General features: G+C 54.4%; 11 protein-coding genes. 7 read left to right on the top strand and 4 right to left on the bottom strand.

Annotated elements, in window-relative coordinates; genetic code table 11:
* Positions 1–27: 27 nt before the first annotated feature.
* Both F605_RS0102575 and groL read left to right on the top strand, forming a co-directional pair.
* Positions 28–642 (top strand): LytR C-terminal domain-containing protein, encoded by a 615-nt coding sequence (locus F605_RS0102575; RefSeq protein WP_022864351.1) that lies wholly within the window; start codon positions 28–30, stop codon positions 640–642.
* A 308-nt stretch (positions 643–950) separates the two neighbouring features.
* Positions 951–2585 carry a chaperonin GroEL gene (groL, locus tag F605_RS0102570; RefSeq protein WP_022864350.1) on the top strand — a complete coding sequence of 545 codons (1635 nt, stop codon included), beginning with the start codon at positions 951–953 and terminating at the stop codon, positions 2583–2585.
* 172 nt (positions 2586–2757) lie between these two features.
* Here groL and F605_RS0102565 read toward each other — a convergent pair whose 3' ends face one another.
* The 4 genes from F605_RS0102565 to F605_RS0102550 all read right to left on the bottom strand — a co-directional run bounded on the left by F605_RS0102565 (position 2758) and on the right by F605_RS0102550 (position 6844).
* Positions 2758–3048: a WXG100 family type VII secretion target gene (locus tag F605_RS0102565; RefSeq protein WP_022864349.1), complete on the bottom strand. Its 291-nt coding sequence runs from the start codon at positions 3046–3048 to the stop codon at positions 2758–2760.
* Between the two features lie 220 nt (positions 3049–3268).
* Positions 3269–4402 (bottom strand): HD domain-containing protein, encoded by a 1134-nt coding sequence (locus F605_RS0102560; RefSeq protein ID WP_156005235.1) that lies wholly within the window; start codon positions 4400–4402, stop codon positions 3269–3271.
* 97 nt (positions 4403–4499) lie between these two features.
* Positions 4500–6140: a sensor histidine kinase gene (locus F605_RS09445; RefSeq protein WP_022864347.1), complete on the bottom strand. Its 1641-nt coding sequence runs from the start codon at positions 6138–6140 to the stop codon at positions 4500–4502.
* Positions 6140–6844, bottom strand: a complete 705-nt coding sequence (locus tag F605_RS0102550) for a response regulator transcription factor (RefSeq protein ID WP_022864346.1) — start codon at positions 6842–6844, stop codon at positions 6140–6142. The genes F605_RS09445 and F605_RS0102550 overlap by 1 nt, the downstream gene beginning before the upstream one ends.
* Before the next feature lie 148 nt (positions 6845–6992).
* On the opposite strand from F605_RS0102550, the gene F605_RS10900 reads away from it, so the two are divergent.
* The 5 genes from F605_RS10900 (at position 6993) to F605_RS10895 (ending at position 12678) form a co-directional block, all read left to right on the top strand.
* The gene (locus F605_RS10900; protein WP_022864345.1) at positions 6993–7844 is read left to right on the top strand and encodes a pantoate--beta-alanine ligase; all 852 of its coding nucleotides are present in this window, start codon (positions 6993–6995) and stop codon (positions 7842–7844) included.
* 50 nt (positions 7845–7894) lie between these two features.
* On the top strand, positions 7895–9436 hold the full coding sequence (gene lysS, locus F605_RS0102540; protein WP_027723529.1) for a lysine--tRNA ligase: 1542 nt from the start codon (positions 7895–7897) through the stop codon (positions 9434–9436).
* Positions 9437–9510: 74 nt separating this feature from the next.
* Positions 9511–10698: a cobalamin-independent methionine synthase II family protein gene (locus tag F605_RS0102535; RefSeq protein ID WP_022864343.1), complete on the top strand. Its 1188-nt coding sequence runs from the start codon at positions 9511–9513 to the stop codon at positions 10696–10698.
* A gap of 19 nt (positions 10699–10717) precedes the next feature.
* Positions 10718–11902: a mannose-6-phosphate isomerase, class I gene (gene manA, locus F605_RS0102530; RefSeq protein ID WP_022864342.1), complete on the top strand. Its 1185-nt coding sequence runs from the start codon at positions 10718–10720 to the stop codon at positions 11900–11902.
* The gene (locus F605_RS10895; protein ID WP_022864341.1) at positions 11902–12678 is read left to right on the top strand and encodes a TIGR03089 family protein; all 777 of its coding nucleotides are present in this window, start codon (positions 11902–11904) and stop codon (positions 12676–12678) included. Before manA ends, F605_RS10895 begins: the two co-directional genes overlap by 1 nt.
* Positions 12679–12776: the final 98 nt, after the last annotated feature.

Here is a 12776-nt window from a genome sequence, read left to right as displayed (position 1 = left end):
GTATCCGGATGCGGTTAATCTGGGCTTGTGAGCAAACAAGAGTTTCCGCCAGATGAATTCGACGCGATGGGCGAAGAAGGTCCCTCGGGGGCTCATCGCCGTCCTATTAGGCGCTGGCAAACCCTGCTGCCAATTTTGATTGTATTGGTTTTAGGGCCGGCTTTGGCCTGGGGCGGGGTAGCGCTCATGAAGTCCACTGGCAAAATTGACGAGGTTAAGTCGACTGCCACTGCCAGTGCTACTGCTACTACTAGTGATAGTGTCACTATCCCCAGTACTCAACCGACGAAGATTAATAAACCTGAAGATTCTACCTCGCCGGATGGAGGAAATAGTTCTCAATCAAGTGTGGCGGCTGCAGAGAAGGCCAATGTGCGGGTACGGGTGCTTAATGCTTCTAAGCGTTCGGGTTGGGCGAAAGAGGTAGCAGACGACTTGCAGTCTGAAGGCTTTATTAATCCGGTGGCCACCAATTCTCAGGCTCGGGGTTTAAATGGTTCTACGGTGCTTTACCGGGGGGCAAAGTTCAAGGCTGCTGCCGAGGAGGCCGCTAAAGTTGCCGGAATCTCCCGGGTTGAAGATGCCAATACCGGCAAGTATCAAATCGGAGATACTGATATCGCCATTTACCTGATTAAATAACGGGCTAAGTGGTGACTCCTCGCAGATTTCGCGAGGAGGAGATGCTTACTAGCCAGTTTTTCGCGGGTATGTTCTCTGTCAGGATATTTTTCCCTTGTAGAGGGCGAAAGTTTGCACTTGGAGTAGGAGAGTGCCAAAATCGTATCTAGCACTCGAACCTAGAGAGTGATAAAAATCGAGTTCTTGATGAGGGGGCAATGTTCCGAGACAGGATCGGCGCAGGGTTCTCGTCCGTCGCGGGCATCAAGGCTGGATCAAAGATCTAACCGCGTGACGCGATCGCGTTGCGATGGAGGGAATAAAAGCATATGAGCAAGATTATTGCTTTTGATGAGGAAGCTCGTCGGGGAATGGAGCGAGGGCTAAACACCCTGGCCGACACGGTGAAAGTAACGCTAGGACCGCGTGGTCGCAACGTGGTTTTGGAAAAGAAGTGGGGCGCCCCCACCATCACCAAAGATGGCGTTTCGGTAGCTAAGGAAATCGATCTCGAAGATCCTTACGAAAAGATTGGCGCTGAGCTGGTTAAAGAGGTCGCTAAGAAGACCGATGATGTGGCTGGTGACGGCACTACTACCGCAACCGTATTGGCTCAGGCGCTGGTACGCGAGGGATTGCGTAACGTGGTAGCTGGGGCGAACCCGATTGCCCTCAAGCGTGGCATCGACAAGTCGGTAGAGGCAGTTGTGGATCAGCTGCACTCCGATGCCAAAGAGATTGAGACCCGTGACGAGATCGCGGCTACCGCTTCTATCTCCGCCAATGATCCCGAAATCGGGGCTTTGATTGCGGATGCCATGGAAAAGGTGGGCAACGAAGGGGTTATTACCGTTGAGGATTCCAACTCTTTTGGCACTCACCTGGAAGTCACCGAGGGTATGCGTTTCGATAAGGGCTACATCTCTGGTTACTTTGTAACTGACCCGGATCGTCAGGAAGCGGTACTGGAAGACCCCTACATCCTGTTGGTGGAATCGAAAGTTTCCCAGATTAAGGATCTGTTGCCGCTGTTGGAAAAGGTCATGGCCACCGGTAAGCCGCTGCTGATTATTGCGGAGGACGTAGACGGGGAAGCTTTGACCACCCTGGTGCTGAACAAGATTCGCGGTACCTTCAAGACCGTTGCGGTTAAGGCTCCGGGATTCGGTGACCGTCGCAAGGCAATGTTGCAGGATATGGCGATTCTAACTGGCGGCCAGGTAATCTCCGAGACCGTGGGGCTCACCCTGGAAAACGCGGAACTGGATATGCTGGGTAAGGCTCGCAAAGTGGTAGTCACCAAGGATGAAACCACTATCGTGGAAGGTGCGGGAGCTGCCGAAGATATCGAGGCTCGCGTAAAGCAGATTCGTCAGGAAATCGAGAACACTGAATCTGATTACGACCGCGAGAAACTGCAAGAACGCCTGGCCAAGCTGGCCGGCGGGGTTGCAGTTATCAAGTCCGGTGCCGCCACCGAAGTGGAAATGAAAGAGCGTAAGCACCGGATCGAGGACGCGGTTCGTAACGCCAAAGCAGCTGTTGAAGAAGGCATCGTGGCCGGCGGTGGGGTTGCCCTGCTGCAGTCCGGTTTGAAGGCTTTGGACAGCTTGAAGCTTGAAGGCGATGAAGAAACCGGCTCCTCCATTGTGCGGGTGGCCCTGTCTGCCCCGATGCGTCAGATTGCCGAAAATGCTGGTTTGGAAGGCTCGGTAGTGGCGGAACGGGTAGCCCACCTACCTGCTGGTGAGGGTCTGAATGCCGCCACTGGCGAGTACGAGGATCTACTCAAGAGCAATATTGCTGACCCGGTTAAGGTTACTCGTTCTGCCCTGCAGAATGCGGCCTCAATCGCGGGGATGTTCTTGACCACTGAAGCGGTAGTAGCTGACAAGCCGGAACCTCCGGCTGCACCTGGCGCCGATGAGGCGGCCGCAGCTGCCGGTATGGGTGGAATGTACTAAACCGTACTCAGTTGGTTTTTGCTACTAGGTAGCAAAAACCAAGGTGATACTAAAAGGTGGGGGCGAACCGAGAGGTTCGCCCCCACCTTGTCTCTCCATTAGGGGCTAATGCGGGTTGATGCCCATGTCCTGCCCCCTCGCGTTAATACCGATATCGATATGCGGTTAACACTTAACCCGCAAACATGGCGGCGGCACCACTTTCAGCTTCTTCATAACTTGCGGAGGCAGCTTGCAAGGCCTGACCGATGGAATCCAAGGCTGCTTCCATTTGGGCTTGGGCGGCGCGCCAACGAGTTGCGCAATCGGCGAAGGAACTAGCAGCTGCCCCGGTCCACGATCCTTGCAGCGCCTGTACTTGCGCCATCATGGCGGCAGCATCGCTGCGTAGCTGTCCGGCGATTGCTGCTGCCTGAGCTCCGGCTGCCGCTACCTGACCGGAATCTACATTGAACTGTGCCATTTTGGTTTCTCCTTAAAATAACTGATTGATTGGCTTTCGCCCTCAATCTAGAACCGGAATAGCCCAGCTAGAACCTGCACGATAATAGTTTTAGAAAACCGACTCCTTAGCTGTTCCTGGGGACAAACTATTAGCCGGGTCAGGGGTAGGAAGACATGAGCAGTAATCGCAGATCGAAAAACTCCGCACCCCTAATCTGGGGAGATCGGAAAAGGAATCCCTAAAATTCGGTAAGGGAATCCTCGTCATCAGCTGAAGAATACATGGTCTCTTCTGCCTCCTCATCTGCGGGGATAGCAGTCGTTTCTTCCTCTTCAAAATCTTCTTCCCCGGAGTCGATGCGACGATAATCGCCATTTTTAATATTGACTTTCCGCATCGTCAAAGTGGAAAACTGATCAGCCACATTCTCCATTGAAGACAGTCCATTTTCGCTCGCATTAAGGGCATTTTCAGCTTGTAAACGAGCGCTACGCTCTTCAAGATCTTTTCTCTCGGTCGCCGATAGTTTTCTCAAGGGAGTCTGCAAAGAGCTCGGTTTTTCTCCCCCATTTAGAATGGGTCGTCGCCCAACTGTGCGCGGGGATGCCCCCTTGATAACCACGGTTTCGGAAGTGTCTGCACTGCGGACTTTTTCTTTACTGCGAGGAGGCAGTCCCACTCGCTCTTTCCCGGAAGCATCCCCGGGGATCAATGTCGATAACTTCGCGTATTCACCCTCTAAATTCTGGCGCGCCGCATTTTCATTGCCACTGCCCAGAGGAGAACGAAAAATGGCATCGCGCGCTAATAACTTGGAGATTAGCGACCGGCGTAACCGCGCGTAGCGCAGCGGTTCCATAGTGTCCATTTCCGCTTGCATTAACTGGCAGTAACTACGGTAATCCTGAGGAGAAGCTCCCAAGTAAGACATAGAGGCATCAACGAAAACGCAGGCGTCCAGATCGTCAGGCGGTGGCTGGCGTCCTTCCAGCATTAAAATCAGTTCTCCCACCCGGATAGCCAACTCTTTTTGCAGTCCCATTTCTGCTAGGCGAGTGAGGGCAAAATCGGCCGAGGCCGGATAGTTCTCGTAGTTAGTAGTGTTTTTAGCCCGCGTTTGCGACTGGGTGATTACCCCGTGATACCAGGCAGCAACTGTCAATACCGCCGGCTGCTGGGAAGTGTTCGTAAAATGATCCAGACAGGTAAGCAAACGAATTAAATGATTCTTGGTATGGAATTGGCGTCCAGTAGACTGCCACATTTGCAGTAACGTCGCTGCTTCTTTACGCAATAGGGTATCGTCGGTGATCCCGAGCTCTCGCATAGCTTTGACGAATCCCGTCTGCAGCCAAGATGGTGCACCTGGCATAGCCTTTGTACCCCCGACGTTTGAGTGTTGCAGTGGTTATCCTACGGCTAAAACCGTCATAGAGAAAATACAGTCAAGGAAGTCTTCGTAACTGCGCTTATTCTTCAACATTTTTCGGCATATCGGGCTCTGCGCTCCGGGAAGTTTTCTTTCCCGTACTTTTCTTAAATACTTTGCCGGTTTTCTTACTCGGTTTTTTCTGCGCCTTAGGAGGAGGAAGCGCCGGGAAAGATATTCGGATTGTGAGCCCCCCGCCGGCAGTAGGCAGCGCCTGGGCAGTTCCGCCATGTACTGCGGCGATAGCCGCCACGATCGACAGTCCGAGACCAGTGCCGCCGGTTTCTCGGGAACGGGAACCGTCGCGGCGATAAAAGCGGCCAAAAATCTCGTCAAGTTCTTCCTCGGGGACGCCCTCGCCGTGATCACGTACTTCTAAGATTGCGGTGCCGGCGTCAATCCCCGCCAAGATTTCTACCGGCACCTGTGGGCTGGTATAGCGTTCCACATTCCCAATTAGGTTGGTCATCACTTGGGTGAGTTGGTCACGATCGGCGAGCACCAGGGCGCTTTCTCCCTCATCCAGCTGCAAGGCAGAGCCATCTAGGTGGAGTAAATTGATTTCACGTTCTGGCGAAAGTGCCGATAAGTCTAATGCTCCTGCCGCGGCTATCCGATAGAGATCTACCGCCCCCATTTTTATTTTCCGTCCTTCGTCCAGACGGGCAAGTTTTAGCAGATCCTCTACTAGCAGTCCCATCCGGGTGGCTTCTGACTCGATCCGCCCCATAACTTCTTCCACCCGCTCGGGAGGAACCCCTCCCATCTTGTACAGTTCCCCGTATCCGCGGATGGCTGCTAAGGGGGTGCGTAACTCGTGAGAAGCATCAGACACAAATTGACGTACTTTTTGTTCGTTGCGCTTTTGGGTAACAATCGTTTCCTCAATCCGAGAAAGCATAAAGTTGAGCGCAGAAGCCAGCGAAAGTACCTCTCCGGCACGTACCTGGGATAAATCTATACGTTCGTGCAGGTCACCGGAGGCGATTTTGCCGGCGACTTCCTCCATTTGCCGCAGAGGACGCAGGGAGACTTGCACTAATACGTAGGCTAAAACCCCGCCGATCAAAATTATTATGAGTGAGGTGCCCAAGACGTTAATGCCGGTAGCAGTCACTGTTTGGGTAACGGTTTGCAGCGGCAGCGCCACTATCAAGGTACCGGTGATCTTGGGATTTTGGTCGCTACGAATTGGCAGCATAATGGCACGCCAAGATGAGGAGGACTCGCCCGCAATCGTAAAAGGCTTTTCCCACTGGATATTGCGGGAACGTTCTGCCAGCTCTAAAGCTTTAGAGTCCGGGCGTCCCCTGTCTAAAGCCGCAGCAGAAGAGGTAGCTTCTGCTACCTGTCCCGCGTAGTTGACTCGCACAAAATAGTTGGTGGGTTGATTCCCCTGGAAAGTACCTTTATCCAGTAGATCTACTAAATCATTAGTTTTTATTCGCGAGGCAGTGGCTTTCAGATTGGAATCTATCTGCGCGGCCAAATGCGAATGCAAAATCCCCAGCATCGCGGCTCCGGTTCCACCCAGTCCACCGGCCAGTAGCGCCATAATAATTAGCACTAGCCGCCAGGTGAGTGGGATTCGTTGCCAATAGGTGCGGTGCTGCTTACTGTCCTTTGGTGCCGGATTCTCTGCAGAAAATTGTTCAGCTTTGCCGTCTGCTGCTGCCGTCATTAGTGCTTTCCGGTGCGAATCATGTAGCCGATACCCCGGCGGGTGGTGATAATGTCCCCACAGGATCCGGGCACATCCAGTTTGCGACGCAGATAGGAAATATATGATTCCACAATCGCAGCTTCGCCGTTCCAGTCGTATTCCCACACGTGGTCAAGGATTTGGGCTTTCGAAACCACTCGCCCTTCGTTAATCATGAGGTAGCGCAGCAATTTGAACTCGGTAGGGGAGAGGTCGATTACCTGCCCAGCGCGCCGTACTTCATGGGCGTCCTCGTCTAAAGCAATATCGGCCACTCGGATAATCGCATCTTCGCCAGCCAGTCCCCGGGTACGTCGCAAGATAGCGTTAATCCGCGCCACCACTTCCTCGAGGCCGAAAGGCTTAGTTACATAATCGTCCCCGCCCACAGTCAGACCCTGGACTTTATCACTCATATCGTCTTTTGCGGTTAGAAAAAGAATGGGGGTGGTGAAACCATTTTCGCGCAGGCGGCGGGTGACGGTGAAACCGTCTACGTCAGGCAACATTACGTCTAATACGATCAAATCCGGATCGGTGGATTCTGCCTGTTTTATCGCTTCGGAGCCGTTAGCGGCAGTGAAAACTTCAAATCCGGTATAACGCAAGGAAGAGGCCAGGAGGTCGCGGATGTTTGGTTCATCATCTACCACCAGGAGGCGGGCAGTGTCATTAGCAGTCATGCAATAAATTATTACCGAGAAAACTGGATAATAGCTGAATGAACTCTGGCAGCTAGGTGGGTGAAAGCTTAGCGTCAGCAGGTGTCAATCTCGGCTCTCGGCAGGTAGAATCAAGCCAGTAACAAAAAGATAATCTGAGGGAAATAGCGTGAATAAAGCGAAAGAACCGCTGGTAGTACATGATCGCCAGACCTTGGCGCGGGTAGAAAAAAAGGCCGGAACCGTGGGGCTGATGGTCACCCGTGGCAACTGGCATCCCGGGCATCAGGCTGCTTTTACTGAGGCCAGCGGGCGGGTAGATACCCTGGTGGCTTCGGTTTATACCGATCCGGTAGGGTCAGCCTTTGAGACTACTTCCGATATGATTAGCGCTGCTGATTTGCAGTTAGCGGCGCGCAGCGGGGTGGATATTATTTTCGCGCCCTCAACCGAAGCTTTTTATCCTTTCGGAGCGGCACTAACGGTTTTAGACCCCGGGCAGATCATCCGGAAATATGAAGGTGCCCATCACCCTGGGCAGGCACGGGATCGCCTAACCCAATTGGTGAAGATGCTGGGTATCGTCCGCCCCCACAAAGTGTTTATCGGGCAGTGCGACGCCCAGTTATTAGCGGCGGTGCGCTTGGTGGTGCGGGATTTGGATATTCCGGTTTCGGTAGAGGTGGTTCCTACTTTCCGGGATTTGGATGGGCTTACGGTTTCGCAGACTACTCTGGCGCTGTCTGCCACCCAGCGCGAGGATGCAACCTGCTTCGCAAAAGCTCTGTTTGCGGGGGTGCGCCAGGCAGCGGCCACCGGATCTGGGGCGGCAGTGCTTGCGGCAACTCGGGAAGCCCTCAATGATAGTGAGGCCGAAATCGAGTATCTAGATTTGGTGGATCCGATTTCCTTTGACCCCTGGCAGACAGACGGGCCTAGTACCGCTTGCCTGATAGCAGCGGTGAAGCTGGGTGACGTTCGGTTGCGCGATAACCAGTTAGTGGTGCTTTCCCGTCCTTAAACCCGGGTCGGATTTAGCGAGATTGAACAGGTTAACCGCTCATAGCTAACATGGAGGGCGTGAGTGAAGCTAATAACCAAAGTGTGCCTGAACAGATTCGTATTCGCGCTGAGAAACGGCAGCGCCTGATTGACGATGGTCGCAACCCCTATCCCATCGCGGTTCCCATCACCCATACCCTCAGTCAAGTGCGGGAAAAATACCCGAACCTAGCGGCTGGGGAAGAAACTGAGGACTTCGTAGGGGTTGCCGGCCGGGTAGTGTTTTCCCGCAATACCGGCAAACTCTGTTTCGTAACTTTGCAGCAAGGTGATGGCACCCGCCTGCAGGCGATGCTTTCTGCCGCCCAGGTGGGTAAAGAATCCCTAAGTGAGTACAAAGCCGATGTGGATCTAGGGGATCACCTGTTTGTTTACGGGCGGGTAATCGCCTCCAAGCGCGGAGAACTTTCGGTAATGGCGCAGCCGGGCGCAGAAGGACAGCCCGCCTGGCAGCTCACGGCAAAATCTTTACGCCCCCTGCCGAAAACTTTCAAAACTGAGGACGGCCAGGAAGTTTCCCTCTCTGAAGACCAGCGAGTACGCCACCGGGAAGTAGATATGATCACCCGGGAAGCTGCTCGAGAAATGGTGCGCACCCGCGCGAAGGTGGTAGCTTCCCTGCGCGCCACCCTGAGTGGAGAAGACTTTATCGAGGTGGAAACCCCGATGCTGCAAACCCTGCACGGCGGGGCAGCCGCACGTCCCTTCGTCACTCATATGAACGCCTATGACACCGACCTGTATCTGCGGATCGCTCCGGAACTGTTCTTGAAGCGCTGCCTGGTGGGCGGGATTGACCGGGTTTTCGAAATCAACCGTAATTTCCGTAACGAGGGCGCAGATTCCTCTCATTCCCCCGAGTTCACCATGCTAGAGGCCTATCAGGCCTACGGAAATTATCGCCAGATCGCGGAACTCACCCGCCAGCTGGTGCAAAACGCGGCGCAGGCTGCCCTGGGAACCACCGTCGCCACCTTGCCGAATGGGGAATCCTATGATCTAGGGGGAGAGTGGGAATGGATTGACCTTTATGGCTCCCTATCAGTGGCATTGGGACAAGAAATCACCCCGCGCACCCCGCGGGAAGAACTGGTAAAACTAGCCCAGGCGCGCGAGATTGAAGTCGAAAAATTCTATTCTCCCGGCAAACTCGTGGAACTGCTGTGGGAAGAAGAAGTAGGAGACGACCTCTATGCCCCCACTTTCGTAGCGGACTTCCCCGAAGACACCTCTCCGCTGGTGAAATCACATCCCGAAAAACCCGGACAGGTACAAAAGTGGGATCTGTATGTACGCGGATTCGAGCTGGCCACCGGTTACTCGGAACTGAACGACCCGGTGATTCAGCGCGAACGATTCGAAGCGCAATCCCTAGATGCCGCCAACGGCGATCCGGAAGCTATGCAAGTTGATGAAGAGTTCTTGCAAGCAATTGAAGCCGGGATGCCGCCAGCCGGAGGTATGGGGATGGGGCTTGACCGCCTGCTAATGGCGATTACCGGCCTCGGAATCCGTGAAACCATCACGTTCCCGCTGGTAAAGCGGATTTAAATAATCCGGGCGCGCCGCAAATCCGTCTGCGCCCTCCAAAACTTTTATTTCAGTAATTTAGGAAGAGAATAAGTATGCCCGTAAAAACTACCCATGTGGGTTCCCTACCGCGAACTCCCCAGCTTTTAGAAGCCAATAATCTGCTGTCTGCCGGGAAAATCAGCCCCCAAGATTTCGAAGAAGTGATCGAACGTGCCTCCGCGGAAGTGGTGGCCAAGCAACGCGAAATCGGGATCGATATTGTTAACGAGGGCGAGTACGGCCACATCACCTCGGGGGCAGTCGACTATGGCGCCTGGTGGAACTATTCTTTCTCCCGCCTGGGGGGTCTTACCCAAACCGATGAGGATCGCTGGGCTAAAACCGAGGTTATTCGCTCTGAACCCGGCAATATTCGGCTCACCACCTTCACCGACCGGCGCGACCGCAACCTGTTCCGGGAAGCCTATGAGGATCCGGATTCGGGAGTGCTCGGCAACCGTAACTCCGTCGGCAACCCGGTGATTACCGGTCCGCTGAGCTATATCGGGACCGATGCTGCCCGCCGAGATGTAAATCTGCTGCTTAAAGGGCTGCAAGCTAATGGTTTAGATGCCTCCTCCGGTTTTGTTGCTGCCCTTTCGCCCGGATCTTGTGCGCGGGTAGAAAACCGTTATTACCGCACCGATGAGGAAGTGGTTTGGGCGTGCGCAGAGGCGATGCGCCAAGAATACAAAATCATCACCGATGCGGGGCTCACGGTACAGATTGATGACCCCTCCATCGCGGAATCTTGGGATCAAATCAACCCGGAACCTTCCTTAGAGGACTACAAAAAGTTCATCGGGGTGCGTATCGAGGCTCTGAACTGGGCGTTAAAAGATATTCCCACCGAACTTACGCGGTTCCATGTGTGTTGGGGTTCCTGGCACGGCCCGCACACCACCGATATTCCCTTCGCCGATATTGTGGGGGACGTGCTGCGGGTAGATGCCAAAGGCTACACTTTTGAAGCCTCCTCCCCGCGCCATGCCCACGAATGGCGCATCTGGCACGAATACCAATTGCCGGCGGACAAGGTGCTAATCCCGGGGGTGGTTTGCCACTCTACTAATGTGGTGGAGCATCCACAGCTGGTTGCCGATAGGTTGTCGCGCTTCGTGGCAGCAGTCGGCCCCGAGCGGGTAATTGGTTCTACCGACTGCGGACTGGGCGGACGCCTGCATTCTTCAATCGCCTGGGCGAAACTGCAGTCCCTGGTAGACGGGGCGCGCCTGGTTTAGGGCAGGAAAGGTTCGTGAAGTGCTGAGGCTTTCCGGGGCGGTCAAAGACTATGCTTGGGGATCTCCCCGCGCTATCAGTGACTTTACCGGGATCGATTTTGGCGGCCAGCGGGTGGCCGAGCTATGGTTTGGCGCCCATAATGGGGCGCAGACCCTAGCGGGAGGACGACCGCTTTCGGAAGTCATCGCCGCAGATCCAGTCGAGATTTTAGGTGCGGATGTCGCGGCGCGTTTTGACGGACAACTGCCGTTCTTACTGAAAGTGATCGCTCCCGAGCAGCCGCTATCTTTGCAGGTACACCCGGGTAAAGAGCTGGCAGAGGCAGGTTTTCAAGCCGAAGAAGAAGCCGGGATCCCCCTAGACAGTCCGCGGCGAAACTATCGAGATCGTAACCATAAGCCGGAAATGATTTTCGCGCTTACCCCCTTCGAGGCCTTCGCGGGTTTCCGCGCTCCGCGTCGGGCGATCGAGGTATTAGACAATCTGAATGCCCCCCTAGCGCGGGAAATGCTAGAAATTTTACGCGCCCATCCCGGCTATCGCGGTTTACGGGCAGTGGCGCGTAAGCTGCTCGCACCCTTAGATGAAGAACGCCGAGTGCAAATAGAAGCAGTTATAACCGCTTGCCAAGACCGCCTAGATCGGGGAACTTCACCCTCGCTCAGGGTAGACCGGCAAGCAGTCGCCCTGGCGCGCACCTATCCGTCCGATCCCGGAGCGGTGCTATCTTTACTGCTTAACCCGGTCACTTTACGTGCGGGCGAGGCATTATTTATCCCTACCGGCGCGGTACACGCCTACGTCTCCGGCTTGGGTATCGAAATTATGTCTTCCTCCGATAACGTGTTGCGTGCCGGGCTCACTCCCAAGCATATTGATGCTGGCGAAGCCCTCCGGTGTATGGATTTTCACGGCGCACCCCCCGTGCGGATTGCCCCGGAAATGAATGGTCGTGGCACCGGGATCTACTATGCGCCAGTGGATGATTTCGAACTTTCTGCTTCCGAGATAACCGGCGGGGAATGGATTCCGATTCCCGGTTTTGGGCCGCGAATACTGTTAGGGGTCTGCGGCGATCTGGAAATTGGAGTGGGCGGGGAAGTAGAGACCATCAGTACCGGCCAAGCCGTCTTTGTTCCGGCAGCTGAGGGAACGGTGCGTGTACGGGGAAACGGGAAACTAGCGCAAGCGGGAGTGCCGTAATGGAAGCTGAATATTGCTGGGATAGCCACTGGGTAAGTGCCCTTGCCGGGATCTCTTCTCCGCGGCTTACCTGGTATGGCGAGGATCGCATAGAGCTATCGGGACAGGTAATAAATAACTGGGTAACTAAGACCCAAAATCTTTTGGCGGGTGACCTAGCAGCTCAGCCCGGCGGGGTTTTAGCCCTGGGACTAGGGCTTTCCTGGCGCGATTTGCTCTGGCGAATCGCAGGGTGGGGGCTAGGTATGACAGTGAAGAGCCTGACAGATCCTGCCCCTGACAGCGCAGAGACGGCAGAGCTAGTTGCAGATCCTGATCTAGTCGCCTGCGCGCTAAATGATCCGGGCGCTGGTTCCGGTTTTGTGGATAGCGGAATCGAAACCTACCTGGTCAGCCTGTCTCCGCTGGCTTGGCGGTACCCGGAGGATTTACCTGCCGGGTTCCTCGATGGAAACCGGGAAGTGCTTTCTCAAGCCGACCAATTGCTTTTCCCCCTGCCTGATCAAGCTAGCCTGCTAGGTGATACCTCTTTGGAAATATGCGCGGATGGAAAAATAATTTCGGATTTTCCCCGCTGGTGTGAACAGAACTGTCCGGGGGGCCGAATCTTAATCAAAGTAACTTCCGATACAACCCCACATTCCCTGGCACTAATTGTCGGGCAGATTTGGCGTTACCAAGGTGCAGCGGTAGTCCTAGAGCCAAATTGTGGGGAAATCGAGAAAATCTCTTCTCTAGAACACATAACCAAAGTTGTTGAACTTAGCTGCAGGTAAAAGGCCTTTTCTAAGCTTTAATGTGAACGGCAATCTTAGAAAATCTATACCATTTTTTCGACTGACTTCCCCGAATGACACGCTTGTAGTTTATACTC

Source organism: Varibaculum cambriense DSM 15806, from assembly GCF_000420065.1.
Taxonomy (GTDB): Bacteria; Actinomycetota; Actinomycetes; order Actinomycetales; family Actinomycetaceae; genus Varibaculum; species Varibaculum cambriense.
Note: the sequence above shows the minus strand (reverse complement) of the source record. Positions and strands in the feature narration are given on the sequence as shown.